Raw genomic sequence first — 15,917 nt, forward strand, 5'->3', positions numbered from 1 at the left:
AACCGAGAATATTGCAACATACACTAGAAGTAACTGCCCTAGCCATGCAGGCCATTTTGAAAAGTGAAGAAGCATGATACCAGCGGCTGTTAATGACGACCCGAAGACAATGCCATATAAAGCGTACAGTCCCTCGGCTATCCCGCATCCTTCTGTAAATAAAAAGCAAGTATAACTATGGATATGCGCCAACACAGATACAAGAATTAGAGTGCATCCTGCCACAATTTCAAATTTGGAAATAATTAATTTTATATTTGCCATAGCTTTATTGCTTAACATTTATATAGTAATCATTCTGACCACTTTTATCATGATTACTATTTCGAAATCAATTTTCCCGATATAACGGAAATTTTAAATAAAAATCATAGGGTTAGATGTATTTGGTGCTAAAGTGCAAACTACAAAATGATCACTTTGACTACTATCCCGGTTTTTAACTCAACTTATAACTGACTGATTTGTAAAGTATTTTTACACATTCTATGTGAAGCTCAAAAATAACGGTCAAAATGATCATAATTACCTGAGCTGGCATTCACTAACTTGTCAGAATCATCGGGAATTTAGAAGTGTGATGAGGCCAAGGCTTCAGGATTGAGTGTTGTGAAGGATTAGATATTTTTTTAGTTTTAGTGTACTAATTGAGTATCACGCGTATTTAGTAGTTATTTGTTTTTTCTTTGGGTGGGGGATATTCTGCTATGCCATTGACACGCTTAAAAATAAAGTGAGCTTGCCATTTCTGAAAAGTAGCTTAAGGATTAGGAAACATTGAGAAGTTATTTAGAGGGTCAGAATAATGTAGAGCGATATAGCTCTTCATTAGCCGCTTCGGCAGATATCTTGCTGTTGCGAGGGACTAACGGTTTGGTCGTTAGATGTTAAATTCAGGATTTATAAAATCGGGTAAATTTAGATTTAAATACCACATCATTTATGGCTGCAAAGAGACCTTCAATCCTGCCTCATTAAGAAACCCTTTCACGGTACTTTCAATTTGTTCAGGGCTATTCATTTGCAAAACCTGTTGCAGGAGCTGCTCAATATCAGCTCGGCTAACGGCGCGCAGCGTAGCTTTTATTCGCGGTAAGTTAGTGGCGTTCATCGATAGCATATCGTAGCCCATGGCTACTAATAACAATGCACCGCTAGGTTCTCCTGCTAGTTCTCCACAGATCCCCACCTTGGTTCCAACGGCATGGGCTGCCGTTACGATTTCCTGCAAAGCGCGCAGTACCGCTGGGTGCAGGGCGTGGTAAATATTGGCTACGCGGCTGTTATTACGATCCACCGCCAGGAGATATTGGGTGAGGTCATTACTGCCCACCGATATAAAGTCTGCATGCACGGCGAGTTCCCGTACTTGGTAGACGGCGGAGGGTACTTCTACCATTACCCCGAGTGGGGGCATAACAATTTCGTAACCTTCTTCAAGCAACTCCCGGTAGGCTCTTTCCACCAGTTTGCGCGCGGCTTCGAGCTCGTTCAGGCCGCTGATCATGGGGAGCATAATGCGTAGGTTATTTAACCCCAGGCTGGCTTTCATCATGGCGCGTACTTGCGCCAGGAATATTTCCGGGTGGTCGAGAGTTACGCGAATGCCGCGCCACCCCAGAAATGGATTGGTTTCCTCGATAGGGAAATAGGCCAGTGCTTTATCGCCGCCGATATCCAAGGTGCGCATGGTGACGGGTAAAGGGGCAAAGGCTTCCAGTTGCTCCCGGTAAATTTCCCGCTGTTCTTCCTCGGAGGGAAAACGGTCTCGCAGTAGGAAGGGAACCTCCGTGCGGAAAAGTCCTACCCCCTCAGCGCCGCGTTCCAGGGAGCGAACGACATCGGCCATCAGTCCGGTATTTACCATCAGGCGAATGCGATGGCCGTCGGAGGTGATTGCCGGGAGTTGAGCCAGGTGGTCCAGGTTGCGGGCCAGTTGCTCCTCTTCTTTGACAATATCGTCGTAGCGGCGTTTGAGTTCTGCACCGGGGTGGATATGCAAATCGCCCCGGTAGCCATCCACCACCATATCGACACCATCGATGGTTTCGTAGGGTAGGTCCTGGACTCCCATGACAGCGGGCAGGCCCATGGCTCGGGCAATAATAGCTACATGGCTGTTGGAGGAGCCTTTAACAGATACGGCTCCGATCAGCTTTTCCCTGGGCACTTCTGCCAGTACTGCTGCGGTTAGCTCTTCGCCGATCAGGATGGTGTTATCGGGGAAGTCTCGGTCGCTCTGTTGCTGTTGTCGCAGGTGCATCAGCACTCGAGCGCCTAGGTCGCGAACATCGGCGGCCCTATCGCGAAAGTAGGAGTCGGACATGGCTTCAAAGCGCCGCACATGTTCCAACATAACTTCAGCCCAGGCCCGCTGGGCACTGAGCTGCTGTTGGATGCGATCGCACACCTCGACGGCGAGGGAGCTGTCATCCAACATGCTGATATAGGCATCGAATAGCGCCCGTTCCTCGGGGCTGAGGTCGCTCTTCAGGCGCTCACCGACTTCGCGAATTTCTTCTTGGGCGGCTGTCAGGGCCTGTTGAAACAGGGCCAGTTCAGTGTCCACATCCTCGCATTCGGAGTAGGGCACTGTGCCGAGATTCGCATGCGGGGTGACAATATGTACCCGCCCGATAGCCACACCGGGGGACGCGGCGATGCCGGAAAAGTGAGTTTCCCGCTGTTGCTTGCCAATACAGGCCAGAAGACCGGTGGCCTCGGCGTGGGCTATAACGCCGGCGAGCTGCGCCGAGAGTGTGACCAGGAAAGCTTCCTCCCACTCGTCGAATCGGCGCTTCTCCTCTTGCTGCACAACCAGGACACCCAGTACGACGCGGTGGTGAATAATCGGTGTGCCGAGAAAGGCGCTGAAGCGCTCTTCTCCTGTAGAGGGGAAATATTGGAAGGCGGGGTGGGCTTCGGCCCTTTCCAGATTAATCGGCTCTTCGCGGGTAACTACATTGCCCACCAGTCCCTCGCCGGGGGCCAGGTGGACCTGGCCTACCGCTTTGGGGTTGAGGCCATCGGTGGCCATCAGGACATAGTTACCGTGTTGCTTGTCGCGCAGGTATACGGAGCAGACGCGGGTGTGCATGATTTCCCGCACGCGATGCACAATGATTTCCAGCACCGCGGTGAGGTTCCGGGCGGCATTTACTTCCTGAACGATACTGCGCAGAGATCCGAGCAATGGCCTGTCCTCGCCAATCAACGGAGAAATTCGATGGCCCCGGAAAGTAGAATTTCGATGCTGATCGGGGCCATTTTGTGAAGATACGCTGCTAACTACCCTGTGCGGTCAGCTGTCCTGTCCGCGCAGCCAGCGTCTCTCCAGCTGTATTTGTTGTGGGGCCAGCTCGGTTAGTGCGCGCCGGTATACTTCACGCTTAAAGGTCACCACCTTACTCAGTGGATGCCAGTAGCTTACCCAGCGCCAGTGGTCGAATTCGGGTTTGTAACCATTGTCGAAGCTGATAGAGGCCTCTTCTGCCTCGAGCCTCAGCAGGTACCACTTTTGCTTTTGCCCGATGCACAGTGGTTCGGAGCGACGTCGAATCAGCCTTTGAGGCAGGCGATAGCGCAGCCAGCCTCGGGTACAGGCAATCATACTGACTTGATCGCGAGTAAGGCCTACTTCCTCGTACAGTTCCCTATATAGCGCCTGTTCAGGGGTTTCGCCCGGATTAATACCACCCTGGGGAAATTGCCAGGCGTCCTTGCCACCTACCCGCCGCGCCCACAGTGCCTGACCGCGGGCGTTGAGCACGATAATACCGACATTGGGGCGGAACCCCTCGGCATCGATATTGCTGCTGCTCTCGCCACTCGTGCCCCGGTTCTTGTTACCGGCCGGGGCTTTATCATTGCGATTCGAATGCTTGGCGGGCTTACGGCGGTTCTTTCGTCCGGCCTGTGCCGGCTTGCCGTCGCCCAAAATACCATCCTCAATACTGTTGTGTGCGGCCGTGCGCTGCACTTACTTGTTCTGCATTGTTCCACAGCGGGGGGTTTACAGCAATTCAGTGACGCAGTCCGTGTGCTGTCGTGCGGCGCAAGGTAAAATTAGCGGCCGCGCAGGGGACGTTTCCGGCTTCCTGGCGGTCAAATGCTTATGGGGAACCTATAGTTATGGGAGAGTCGACGGTGCACTTGGCAATCTTTGATCTGGATAACACGCTGATAGGTGGTGATAGCGATCATGCCTGGGGCGAATTTCTGGTGGAGCGTGAACATGTCGACGGGACCCGTTACCGCTCGGCTAACGATCGCTTTTATCAAGATTACCAGCGCGGTGAATTGGATATTTTTGCCTACCTGGAATTTGCCTTGGAGCCCCTGGCTCAGCTTTCCCGTGGTCAATTGGATAACTTGCAAAGCGAGTTTATGCAGGAAGTTATCAGTGAATTGTGGCTGCCTCGGGCCCAGGAGCTGATCGGCGAGCACCGCCGCAAAGGCCACCACATCATGATTATCACTGCGACCAATCGCTTTGTGGTTGAGCCTATTGCCTCGCGCCTCGGTGTCGATACCCTGCTGGCCACTGAGCCAGAGGAGGATGAGGGGCGGTTCACCGGAAAGGTCGTTGGTGAACCCTGTTACCAGGGGGGAAAAGTTGTCCGGTTGCGCCAATGGCTGGCCCACAACCCGGAATACGCCAACAGTGAAAAGTGGTTCTACAGCGACTCCATCAATGATCTGCCCTTACTGGGCGAAGTTGAGCACCCAATTGCGGTGGACCCGGATGATCGCCTGCGCGCAGAAGCTGAGGCTCGCGGCTGGCCGGTGATCAGTTTGCGGGAAGAGAGTGAGTAGGTGCTTGCCAGTATTTGTGAAATGCACAAGATGGGGAATTGAGTGAACGGATCTATTATCCAGTACCGGGCCCTGGCTGTTTTAATCGGGGCCCTGGCCGGACTTTCTGCCTGTGAACAAAAAGCGGTAGAAAAACCGCAGCAGGTATCGCAACAAAGTATTGCGCCGCAACCTGTGAATGAAAAGGCTGCGACCGAATTATCCCTTGCAATTTGGCAGGCGGGTGAGGCCCAGGTTATCCACGCCCATGCCGCTGTTGAAACGTTGCAGCGTGAAGTGGATGGTCTCCTGGCTCAGCCGAATGAAAATAAGCTGGAAAATGCCAGGCTTGCCTGGCTGGATGCCCACAGGGAATTTGCTGCTGCACTGCCTTATATCCAGTTGGCTTTTTCTTCGGGAGAGTTGCGCAGCCAGGGTAGAAAATTACTGTTATCAGTAGATAGTTGGCCGGCCCAGGCGGGCTACCTGGATACAGTGCCGGGTTATTCTGAGAGCGGTATCGTTAACGATACGGCCATTGATCTGACCTTAACGAACCTGCGCAAGCAGCACCGCCTGACGGCACATGAAGAGGCCAGCACCGGTTTTCACGCCCTGGAAATTATGCTCTGGGGGCCCACCAGCGAGCGGGTTGCGGAGCAGTTTTTGGCTAAGTCCGATGGGGAAAAACCCGAGGCCCTGGCCGTCAATCGGCGCCGTGAACTAACCCGCTTGATCGTTAAAGGTGTGGAAGAGGATATGGCAGGCTTGGCCCGCCGTTGGCCGACGGCAGCCAACAGCCTGTCGCGGCCCTATCTATCCCTTGGACCGGTTGCCCGATTGCAGCAAATCCGTGCATCGCACACCCGGGTGATTGATGAGCAGCTGTTGCGCAGGTTGCCGGAGAGTTCCGAGAGCGATGTGGAAAGTAGCCGTGCTGCCGATTCAAAGCAGGCGATATTGGCAATTATGGCAACTCTCCAGTCAAACTGGATTCCCACTGGTGGGGGCGGCTTGGCAGAGCTGTTGCTGGATCGACATCAGGTGACGGCTTTAGAGCAAGCTTTTGTGGATTTCGAGAGCTTGTTGTTGCAAATGGAAGACCCGATTGAACTGGCGGAGCTGACCCAATTGGCGCAGGCACGCAAACTTCTCGAGCGTATCGCCGGGTTGATGGCAGGTACTACCCAAGTGCCAGTATCCGATCAGGATGTGATGCCGGTTAGCTTACCGGTTGATGGCGAATAAATCTTGCTCTCACAGGCATAACAAAAAACCCGGCGACTGCCGGGTTTTTTGTATCTGTTGGGTGGGGATTACCAGCGACGTACAGGGCCAGTATCCACGTGTACGAAGTTACTTTTCGGGTAGTATCCGACACCGCCCGCTTTCAGGTTGAGTGCTGCCTGGCGCAACTTTGACAGGGACACTCCCGGCATACGGATATCCAAGGCCATACCACGTGTGTGGTAACTGCGTTTCGCTACGCCTCGGCCAGCTGCACGAAGCTTGGCATTGGTTTTAGGTGAACGGTATCCAGAGATAATCTCAATGGTGCCGTTGTAATTGAACTTCTCCTTCAGCTTGTAGACGATATCTAGAAGCTTGGGGTCCATTCGGGTCACTTCGTTGGCGCGGTGGTCACGAAGCAATTTGTTGAACTGCTTCAGGCCTCCGCTGCTGTAATCTCCGTTGGTCCAGTAGGCGGCCTCCAGCTTCTCCCCAGTGTGCAGGTTGCGCATTTTCAGGGTGCGGGAGCTACCTACTTTTGCGAAAGTCGGTCCGGCGCTGACGGCCGCCGCAGTTGCGCAGGTCACTGCCAGGAATCGACGTCTGGATGGATTCTTCATAATTCCGCCTCGTCGTTAAATCTCTCGTCGGTTTGCCTTAGTTGGCGCAACCGGGTACGGCGGAAAATGTACAAAAAATAACCAGTTGTTACAAACCTGAAGCTGCTAATTCAGAAATAATTAGATAGCCTGGGTGGTATATTTTTTCTTTTCTGCTACTTGAAGCCGGAATTTTTATTGCTGATTAGTCGATAGTGCTGAATAGGGTGGAGACAGCGTTGTCATTGCACGCTAATCGCTAAAAAATTATTTTTCTGCGACTTATAAGTTTTATCGGGCGGTTTCGTCAGTGTACTTGGGAGCTATCCGATCACCTCTTCGGTCATGAGCTCGATAGCCTTCTTTATTAGTGGCTGGTTTACCCATTTATATACAGAGGACAACCTAGATATATAGAAGATAAGAATTTGTATGTACATGTATATACATGCAGATTGGGCTCTGCCAGCGTAGTATTTCTCCGGACATACAGCTGTTTAGGTTATCCGGCATCCAGGACCGCCCTATATATGGGGGGCGTATTGATCTCAACTTCCTGGAGTCTGCCATTAGCAGCGGACGATAAAAAGAAACCTGGAAAAATAAGATCCGGCCAGTATTGCTACCACAGTTGTGAATATGGCAAAGCTCTAATTTTGTGATGACAAGGATGTAGTCTCCAAACCAAAGCCTGGGTTTAAAGAGGAATGTGAGTAGTGCTTTGAAAAATTAAATAAAACTTGCTTAGGAGGTTATTTTGACCGGTGTCTTTCAAGTTCTATTTCCTGGGGAGCTTTAGCGTTACAGTCCGATTTCAGCGAAAATGAGAGCAGACAAAATCATTTAGCGATACTTAATATTTTTTACTTGCCGATAAGCTCCCTAATTTGGATAAGGCAGCTCTTTGTCACGATGATAAATATCAGGGCGGAATTGGGGGCGCCCATCCCTATCTATCCAGGCGGTCATATAAACGATGTAAATACGGGGTGATCCCTTAACCTTTACATTCAGAGCATCGTGCCCATTGGCTGCCTGCGCTACCCGGGTTCTGTCCCACCCCTGGTCACGGAGAAGAAAATAAGCTAATTCTTCTGGTGCTTGTAGCCTTACGCATCCGTGACTTAATGCTCGCTGGCGAAGTTTAAACAGGCTTTGAGCCTGGGTGTCATGGAGAAAAATAGCCTGCTTATTGGGGATAACAAATTTCACTTTTCCCAGAGTATTCTCAGGGCCACTCAATTGCCTCAAAGTAGCGTGCCCACCGGCTGCCTTGGCAATAGTCTCTTCTGTAATAGGGGACGATTTACCGCTGCGATATTGCACTACTCGATAACCCCGCTTGTGCATGGCTGTTGGGTTGTGTCGTGCCTTGGGCAAAAGCTCGGTGACAAGAATACTTCGGGGGACAGTCCAGGTTGGGCTGAAAACAATATTGGTTATTCGCGTGCGCATATCCGGTGTGCGCGTGCTGCTTTTTCCTACGACGGTTTTCATATCGAGAGCAACTGAACCATCTTCGATAAGCTGTAAGCGATAGTCGGGCACGTTGACAATTACATAGCGGTCATCCTCAGGGAGTTTTAGCTGCTCCCATCGGGATGCATTCAATTCCATTTGCTGAGCGCGCTCCATTGGCGATACAGCTAAGGCTGCAAGTGTGTCTTCATCGGCGATGCCGGTAACGTTCAATCCGTGACGTTCCTGAAAGCGCTCCACTGCTGCTTGGAGCGCACTGTCAAATCTTCGGGGGTCTTTTTGTGGGGCGGAAAGCGGCCCGGGTTGACCGTGATAATCCTTATACATTGCCAACAAGTTACGTAGTTGCAGGACACGAGGGCCTTTGTCTCCGGGCTGTAAAGTTTTTCCCTGGGCAATAGGTCGCCAGTTCTTCGCTAACACTCGGTAGGCCTGAGCGGTATCGCGCAATTGCTGGGTCGAACTGATTGGCTCAATAATGACATCGGTCTGCCCAGTAAATGAAGCATTCAAAGGGCTGGCCGAGGCAATTACGAGGCTTATCAGTGCGGCGATGCCGAGCTGGAATGGGCCATTTGCCATACTGATAACTCAGTAGTCCCTATAGCTCTTAATCCGCTTCACTCCGTCACCTCCTATTACTGATCCCGGTTATAGATATCCGGCCGAAACTGAAGCTGCCCATTTTCATCGATCCAGGCAGTCCAGTAAGCGATATAAACCGGTAGGGGATTTTTAAGGGCAACACCATGGGTGCGACCACTTCCCAGCGCGCGATTGATACGGGCATCACTCCACTTGTTTTGCTGAGCTAACATCATGCGAGCAAACTGCAATGGCTTTTCCAGACGAATACAACCGTGGCTAAAGGCCCTTTGTGATTTTTTAAATAAATGCTTGCTATTTGTGTCGTGGAGAAAAATGGCCTGCCGATTGGGGATAACAAATTTCACTCTTCCCAAAGCATTTCCCGGCCCGCCTTTTTGTTGCAGTGAAACTTGTCCTCGACGCACTGCAGCTACATTTCCACGAGTAAATGGTACCGATCTACCCCGATGATTCATCAGGCGATAACCTTTTGCCCTGAGGGCGGAACTGCCCTTAGGTAAAAGTTCCCGCAGCGCAATACTGGGCGGGACACGCCATACGGGATTAAATTCCAGTCGCGTCATACGAGTAGCGATTTGCGGTGTTTTGTGTTTTGGTTTTCCCACAACCACACGCATACGGAACTGCTCTTTATCGCCTTCAATTAGGCGCAAATTAAATTCCGGGACATTCACGATGATATAGCGAGGCCCTAAATCCTTGGGGAGTTGTTTCCAGCGTTCAATATTCGCTGCCAGAATTTTGGCAACTTTATCTGGCGGGGTATTGAGTCGACTCCGGGTTCCCTCATCAACCAGTGCCGTTTGCTTTAATCCGTGACGTTTCTGAAACCGTTTAACGGCCTGCTGCAGTTTTTTGTCGTAGACATCTGCTTTAGAAGTATCTGCTCCGTATTCCTCGGGATGGTGATCACCATAGAGCATTAACAGGCTTCTCAATTGCGCAACCCGGGGACTGCGACTGCCCGGTGCGATAGGTTGTCCAGCACTGAGTGGTTTCCAGTAATTACCTTGTGCCAGGGTTTGATAGCGTGCTAACGCTTCGCTGAGTAGGGAAAATTGCCTGCCCTGAGGTAAAAAAGGATCGCGACTGCCGATCAGGTCAGGTTCGGCGGTATCTTTAGCTTCGGCGAGTATTTGTGGTGAGTGAATGCCCAGCGATATTGCTATGGCAATCGCAGCGGCACTCGCCCTGAGGGAGGTTAGTTGGTTCCGTGGCAAAAAAGCGCAAAGTGAATTGTTGGCAGCACCCATAAGTCACCCCTGCAAGCACTGAGAAATCAGTGAGATTTATCACTGTGCTCACATTGATAACTTGTGACTGATAGTCTTTAAATAATTTTCAGGAATGGCGCTGCTTGAGAAAGGCTAATTAATGGAATAACACGCTCAATAATTCCCTGATTATAACCGGGGCGACGTATAGCCGCCCCGGTTTCTTTTAAAATTGATTATCGGTCAGTCCATCTTTGCCATAAATATCCGGGCGGAAGTTCAGGTTGCCCTGACCATCAACCCAGGCAGTCCAGTAGGTGATATAAACCTTCACCAGTTGGGACATATCCACTTCAGTGGTTTCCTCTCCTGTGGTCAATTGATCGATACGCCACTGATCCCAATCCCCTTGGGGGCGAAGCAGCGCTTCGGCCAAGTGGCGGGGTTTTTCCAAGCGGATACAGCCATGGCTATAGCCTCGTGTGGTCAGGGAAAAAAGTTTGCGCGCGCGCGTATCGTGCAGGTACACGTCGTGAATATTGGGGATTTCAAATTTGACACGTCCCAATATGTTTTCCTCACCGCCCATTTGGCGCATTAGGTAGGAACCCGCACCTGCAGCAGATAGGTTTTGCGGAGTCAGAGGCAGTTTTTCACCCCTACCGCTAATCACCCGGTATCCCATTTTTTCCATACCCGCAGGGTTTTTACGAGCTTTGGGGAGGATCTCATTCACCAGGATACTGCGCGGTACTGTCCAAGTGGGGTTAAAGACTACCTTGCTGACACGGGTGGTTATTTCAGGCGTTGCGTGTTTTTTCTTACCGACGACGACATTCATCGCCAGTTTGACCTGGTCGTTTTCCACGTATTTGAGACGATACGCGGGAATATTGACCTGGATAAAACGGCTGCCCAATTGTTCCGGCAATTCTTCGCGGCGCTTGATATTCATTTCCACAATGCGGGCGCGTGCAGCTGGGGATAAATTCAGGCGCTTGCGAGTTGAGCGACCGACAATACCATCTGCCCTCAGGCCGTGACGTTTTTGGAAGCGCACCACCGCTTGATGAAGGCCCCGATCGAAGCGATTGCGATCAGTGCCGCCGTAGCTGTAGTAAGACTGGTAATCACCGTATAGGGAGAGCAGGTTACGCAGGAGGCCCACATGTGGGTGGCGTGCACCCATGGTCATGGCAGGGCCCGCCGGGATCGGACGCCAGCGACCGCTGGAGGAAATCTTGCGCAGCCGTTGCAGCTCACCGCGCAGCGCTCTTACATCGTTGCCATAGGGCCGGTTTTCCTCGTAGTAAGGCCCCTCACTGTTTTCAGATCTCACCGGTGGGGCGGCAGTATTTGACCGCCCCTGGTTGTAATAAACGCGACTGCCGGAACCTGAGCCACTATTGTTGTCCCGGTAGGAACGGTATCGACTGCGCTCATAGGTGCGAGTGCTACCGGAATAATTGCGTCCTGAGTAATTGCCGGAAGTATCCGCATTGTATTCCCGCGAGTAATAGCGGCTGCGTACATTGCTGCCGAGATTGGCTGCGCGATCATATCCGCGGAAGTACTTGCGCCCGCTGGGTTCACTGGAAGCCTGCTGTTGAGCTGTGCTGGTCGCAACCAAGCGGAAACCTTCACTATCCCGCAGAACCGGTGTGACACCCCGGCGCGGGCGGGTTTTGGGCTTTAGCCTGTCCAGCTGGGTATCTTGCGCGTAGGAGACAAAGGCATCGGTCAGTAAGATATCCAATACTGCAGCCATCTGAAGCCGTTGTGGAGTATCGCGGAGGGTGCGATCGAAGTATCCCAGGTGGTAGCGGTAGTCGACCATGCTGCTCGGATTGCCGGAGCTGGCAGCTGTGAGTTGTTTCAGCAGGTCATTGGCACTATCACTTAGGCTGTAGTTATCGAACCAAAGCAAGCGGTAATCCGTGCGCTGGTAGATCTTGCGCACAGCGGCGGGGTTAAAAATGGGGTCCTGGGCTGGCCAGGCATCAGGGTTTTCCTCTAGCCAGTGCACTAAATGAGGGCGAACAGCATTCTCCGGTAAAACGGGTACGGTCTTCTGGTTTGCTGCGAAAGCATAATAAAGAATGAAGACACAGAGGCTACCCAGTGTCAGCAGTGGAAGTACAGATTTGCGTCTACGATGCTCGGGGTTGAAATACGACATGGTACCTCAGCGATTCTGCGGGGGCCCGGTGCGATATTTTGGAAAATGCCGGGCGCCAGATCGTTCATACCTTCCCAACCTGTGGCGAGCCCATCCAGATACTCAGGGATATTATCGGTGACTCGCACGTGTCATGCGTCCCGCGCGACTTCCTTTTATTAAGACTGATGTCGGTGTCCTGCTTGCGCGAAACTCAACCAACTTCAGTCTGTGAAAGTAAGTATGGCAATAAATGCAAAATTTGCTTGGCGCTTCATTCTTTTTAGAGTAAGGATTTGCGAATGATGAGTTTTGCGTCAAATATTTCGCTCGTGGGTGAAAAAGGGGCGTGTTTACTGGGGCTTATTTGAATATGGTGCAGAGGCTTGCACAAAAAGTTATGCACAATTTCTCTGCCATTAGCATTGAGCCTGCTTAATTGGGCGACTGGGTAGTGAGGTAGCGCAGGGGTCCATTTTCATTGCCCTGTATAAAAGTCTGCTCCCAAAGTTGGCCACACCCCCTCTGGTCGATGGTGATCACGGTACTCGCGCGGGTACCGTAGCCTCCATTGCGAAGCATTGGTTCTGTCGCCGAGCTATCGGCATCCATTTGAATGAATATCGGAGAGAGTACCCGCTCAATCTCCAGTGGTAGCCCGGTATGAGGGAGTTGTTGGTCCGGCGCGGGGGTGCGATCTTTGAGTAGTGCCAGGGCTGGTTCCACAAAGCTCTCGATTGTTACCAGTTGGTCGGCCGCAGGTATTATTTCTGCCAGCCCCGCTTTGCCCCTTTCCACCTTTGGCCAGGGCTCGTCCGGCGCTCCGTTGGAGATACCGTGAATGCCCGGTCCAAAAGTAAATGGCTTGTGCCGGTTCCCGGCACAGAAGAGAGTGTTTTGATTCTGAATATCAAACAGCAGGGCGTTAAAGCCTCGATATTGCTGGGATTCCAGGTAGTGGATGAAATGCACAGGGCTAATTTGTTGGCTGAGGAATTTCTGCGGTATTTCTCCGCGGGAAAGCGCTCCTACAGGTTCCGGTGTTCCAGGCTCCCGGATATTGGTTACAGCCGCGACCCGGCCGGGGGATACGCCGGCCCAGGTTCCCTGAGCTTCAAGGTCTCTACCCGCAATTAGCCCGGTCCCGGGCCAGTGCTCCGCTGCTGCGGTTGGCCTTTGATAGAACTCATCCCGATTGGCGATCAACAGCAGCGGGTATTTCGGGTGGCATTGATAGGCGAATAGCAGTAGACACATGGGGATCTTCCCTAGGGGCAAGCTGCCCTTCCACAGCGGGGGGCTTTACGACCATAATACGCCCTTTATTAGCAATCGCGATTCCCCCATGCTGACCTATCCCGAAATTGACCCGGTAGCCTTTGCAATAGGCCCCTTAAAAGTGCACTGGTATGGGCTGATGTACTTGGCTGGCTTTGTCGCGGCCTGGTGGTTGGCATTGCGCCGAAGTGCCAAACCCTGGTCACCGGTTATTAAATCCGAAGTTGAGGACTTGATTCTCTACTGTGCCATTGGTGTCGTTATCGGTGGCCGCTTGGGGTACATGTTCTTTTATAACTTTCCCCAGTTGCTCGAAGACCCGATATCACTGATCCGGTTGTGGGAAGGAGGGATGAGCTTCCACGGCGGGCTGATAGGGGTAATGTTGGCCACGGCACTCTACGCACGCAAAATTGGTACAACCTTCCCGGCTCTAATTGATTTCGTTGCTCCTCTGGTGCCCATAGGTCTTGGGCTTGGGCGGATCGGTAATTTTATTGGCCAGGAGCTTTGGGGACGTGAAACTGAAGGCCCTTGGGGCATGGTCTTTCCAAAGGACCCGGACCTTCTGGTCCGGCACCCATCCCAGCTGTATCAAGCCTTCCTTGAGGGGCTGGTTCTCTTTGCGCTGCTCTGGTGGTTCTCCAGTAAGCCGCGCCCTCGACTCGCGGTGGGTGGTATGTTCGTGATGCTCTACGGTGTATTCCGCTTCCTGGTGGAGTTTGTCAGGGAGCCCGATGGGCATATTGGTTTTGATTTATTTGGATGGATGACTCGTGGGCAGCTTTTGAGCCTGCCGATGATTATTGCCGGCATCGCATTGCTGGTATGGAGTTATAAAACTCAGCCGCTTCCCGAGGGGAGAACTGAGCAGAAAGGTAAGAAAGCAGGGTCTTCCCGAGTTAAAGGTGGAGCATAGCAGTAGATGAAGCAGTATCTCGATCTAATGCGCCATGTGCGCGATAACGGCACCGTTAAAGGTGACCGCACCGGCACTGGTACTCTCAGTGTGTTTGGCTATCAAATGCGCTTTAATTTGGCGGAGGGTTTTCCGCTGATCACCACTAAAAAGTGCCATTTACGCTCGATTATTCACGAACTTCTGTGGTTTTTGCAGGGGGATACCAATATCCGCTATCTGCAGGACAATAAGGTGCGGATTTGGGATGAGTGGGCGACAGAGGACGGTGATCTGGGTCCTGTATATGGCCATCAATGGCGCTCCTGGCCCACTTCTGATGGTCGCCAGATCGACCAGATTGAGCAGTTGGTCCACCAGTTGAAAACCCGCCCGGACTCCCGGCGCCTGATGGTTAGTGCCTGGAACCCTGCGGATCTGCCAGATGAAGGTGTTTCACCAGCTGATAATGCTCGTGAAGGGCGCATGGCCCTGGCTCCCTGCCATGCCCTGTTCCAGTTCTATGTCGCTGATGGCAAGTTGTCCTGCCAGCTGTACCAGCGAAGCGCAGACATTTTCCTCGGGGTGCCTTTCAATATCGCCTCATACAGCCTGCTGACCCTGATGCTGGCACAGGTATGCGGTTTGAAGCCCGGCGATTTTATCCACACCTTTGGTGATGCTCACCTCTACTCCAACCATATGGAGCAGGTCGAACTGCAATTGCAGCGCGACCCTCTGCCTCTGCCACAAATGCACTTGAATCCAGATGTGAAAGATCTGTTTTCTTTCCGCTTCGAGGACTTTGAACTCAAAGGTTACGAAGCCTATCCACATATTCCGGCACCTGTAGCGGTTTAAGGGGCAGTAATGACGGTTTCTATTGCTTTGATTGCGGCAGTTGCCCGCAATGGTGCTATCGGCAAGGATAATGAACTCCCCTGGCGCATCTCTGGCGATCTGCAGTTTTTTAAGCGGACCACTATGGGAAAGCCAGTAGTAATGGGACGAAAGACCTTTGAGTCTATTGGTCGCCCACTTCCGGGGCGTGTCAACATTGTCATTACGCGTAATGCTGACTGGGTTGCGGATGGCGTTGAGGTGGTCCAGTCTCTGGATAAAGCCCTGAGTCTGGCCCAAAGCTGCGCTAAGGACAGCGGTGCCAATGAAGTGATGGTTATTGGGGGAGCACAAATTTATCGCCAGGCACTGCCTCTGGCTGCCCGCTTATATGTCACCGAAGTTGACGCAAATATCGACGGGGATGCATACTTTCCCGACATGGATGACTCGTGGGTCGAGTCGGCACGAGAGTGTTACCCGGCCTCGGACAGGAATGAGTACAACTACTCATTAGTCCAATATGACAGATTTAAATAAAAACAATTTGATCAAAAGTTGATCGATCTGTTAAATTCTCCAACAGCTTACACAAGGAACGTCGCCGCTAATGTGTGCAAGTAACCCGGGGATGTTACCCGAGTGTTACCTTGCTACCCAAGCGGGCCGATGCTGGCAATCGGCATTTGAATAATCAAATCGGCTGTTTACAATGTGCGGCTCTTAGCTGTCTTCTAACCAATGTTTTTAAAACAAAAGGACACCGCGTTGTGGCAGCTAACTCATCGCGACCATGTTGTGAAATATTGAACCCACTG

General features: G+C 51.9%; 12 protein-coding genes. 5 read left to right on the top strand and 7 right to left on the bottom strand.

Annotated features, from left to right (window positions below):
- Positions 1–940 precede the first annotated feature (940 nt).
- Both ptsP and ACJJI3_RS18860 read right to left on the bottom strand, forming a co-directional pair.
- Positions 941–3,193, bottom strand: coding sequence for a phosphoenolpyruvate--protein phosphotransferase (gene ptsP, locus ACJJI3_RS18855; RefSeq protein WP_444940565.1), 2,253 nt, complete (start codon positions 3,191–3,193; stop codon positions 941–943).
- 108 nt (positions 3,194–3,301) lie between these two features.
- The gene (locus ACJJI3_RS18860; RefSeq protein ID WP_282934628.1) at positions 3,302–3,808 is read right to left on the bottom strand and encodes an RNA pyrophosphohydrolase; all 507 of its coding nucleotides are present in this window, start codon (positions 3,806–3,808) and stop codon (positions 3,302–3,304) included.
- A gap of 338 nt (positions 3,809–4,146) precedes the next feature.
- Here ACJJI3_RS18860 and ACJJI3_RS18865 point away from each other — a divergent pair, with 338 nt between their 5' ends.
- Both ACJJI3_RS18865 and ACJJI3_RS18870 read left to right on the top strand, forming a co-directional pair.
- Positions 4,147–4,815 carry a histidinol-phosphatase gene (locus tag ACJJI3_RS18865; RefSeq protein ID WP_413665895.1) on the top strand — a complete coding sequence of 223 codons (669 nt, stop codon included), beginning with the start codon at positions 4,147–4,149 and terminating at the stop codon, positions 4,813–4,815.
- A gap of 42 nt (positions 4,816–4,857) precedes the next feature.
- A complete protein-coding gene (locus tag ACJJI3_RS18870; RefSeq protein ID WP_413663580.1) occupies positions 4,858–6,042 on the top strand; it encodes an imelysin family protein in 1,185 nt (394 codons plus the stop codon).
- Between the two features lie 68 nt (positions 6,043–6,110).
- Here the strand turns inward: ACJJI3_RS18870 and mepK are convergent, their stop codons facing one another.
- The 5 genes from mepK to ACJJI3_RS18895 all read right to left on the bottom strand — a co-directional run bounded on the left by mepK (position 6,111) and on the right by ACJJI3_RS18895 (position 13,340).
- Entirely contained in the window at positions 6,111–6,644 is a 534-nt protein-coding gene (gene mepK, locus ACJJI3_RS18875; protein ID WP_282930973.1) for a peptidoglycan L,D-endopeptidase MepK, read from the bottom strand.
- A gap of 861 nt (positions 6,645–7,505) precedes the next feature.
- Positions 7,506–8,684 (bottom strand): L,D-transpeptidase family protein, encoded by a 1,179-nt coding sequence (locus ACJJI3_RS18880; RefSeq protein ID WP_444940566.1) that lies wholly within the window; start codon positions 8,682–8,684, stop codon positions 7,506–7,508.
- Positions 8,685–8,740: 56 nt separating this feature from the next.
- Complete coding sequence (locus ACJJI3_RS18885; RefSeq protein ID WP_444940567.1) at positions 8,741–9,964, bottom strand: L,D-transpeptidase family protein; 1,224 nt, start codon at positions 9,962–9,964, stop codon at positions 8,741–8,743.
- Between the two features lie 187 nt (positions 9,965–10,151).
- On the bottom strand, positions 10,152–12,104 hold the full coding sequence (locus ACJJI3_RS18890; RefSeq protein ID WP_444892208.1) for a L,D-transpeptidase family protein: 1,953 nt from the start codon (positions 12,102–12,104) through the stop codon (positions 10,152–10,154).
- Positions 12,105–12,518: 414 nt separating this feature from the next.
- Entirely contained in the window at positions 12,519–13,340 is an 822-nt protein-coding gene (locus ACJJI3_RS18895) for an NRDE family protein (RefSeq protein WP_444940568.1), read from the bottom strand.
- An 88-nt stretch (positions 13,341–13,428) separates the two neighbouring features.
- Between ACJJI3_RS18895 and lgt the strand changes: the two genes are divergently transcribed.
- From lgt to ACJJI3_RS18910, 3 genes are read left to right on the top strand one after another with little or no spacing between them, the layout of a single operon-like run.
- Entirely contained in the window at positions 13,429–14,280 is an 852-nt protein-coding gene (gene lgt, locus ACJJI3_RS18900; RefSeq protein ID WP_444908395.1) for a prolipoprotein diacylglyceryl transferase, read from the top strand.
- Positions 14,281–14,286: 6 nt separating this feature from the next.
- Positions 14,287–15,120 carry a thymidylate synthase gene (locus ACJJI3_RS18905; RefSeq protein ID WP_444915340.1) on the top strand — a complete coding sequence of 278 codons (834 nt, stop codon included), beginning with the start codon at positions 14,287–14,289 and terminating at the stop codon, positions 15,118–15,120.
- A gap of 9 nt (positions 15,121–15,129) precedes the next feature.
- Entirely contained in the window at positions 15,130–15,639 is a 510-nt protein-coding gene (locus ACJJI3_RS18910; protein ID WP_444940569.1) for a dihydrofolate reductase, read from the top strand.
- Positions 15,640–15,917: the final 278 nt, after the last annotated feature.

The sequence above is a fragment of the Microbulbifer maximicatervae (SeqCode) genome (assembly GCF_052466985.1).

Excerpts from the sequence above, each read along its gene's own strand:
- mepK (WP_282930973.1), bottom strand. The coding sequence starts at position 6,644 with ATGAAGAATCCATCCAGACGTCGATTCCTGGCAGTGACCTGCGCAACT.
- ACJJI3_RS18880 (WP_444940566.1), bottom strand. The coding sequence starts at position 8,684 with ATGGCAAATGGCCCATTCCAGCTCGGCATCGCCGCACTGATAAGCCTC.
- ACJJI3_RS18885 (WP_444940567.1), bottom strand. The coding sequence starts at position 9,964 with ATGGGTGCTGCCAACAATTCACTTTGCGCTTTTTTGCCACGGAACCAA.
- ACJJI3_RS18890 (WP_444892208.1), bottom strand. The coding sequence starts at position 12,104 with ATGTCGTATTTCAACCCCGAGCATCGTAGACGCAAATCTGTACTTCCA.
- ACJJI3_RS18895 (WP_444940568.1), bottom strand. The coding sequence starts at position 13,340 with ATGTGTCTACTGCTATTCGCCTATCAATGCCACCCGAAATACCCGCTG.
- lgt (WP_444908395.1), top strand. The coding sequence starts at position 13,429 with ATGCTGACCTATCCCGAAATTGACCCGGTAGCCTTTGCAATAGGCCCC.
- ACJJI3_RS18905 (WP_444915340.1), top strand. The coding sequence starts at position 14,287 with ATGAAGCAGTATCTCGATCTAATGCGCCATGTGCGCGATAACGGCACC.
- ACJJI3_RS18910 (WP_444940569.1), top strand. The coding sequence starts at position 15,130 with ATGACGGTTTCTATTGCTTTGATTGCGGCAGTTGCCCGCAATGGTGCT.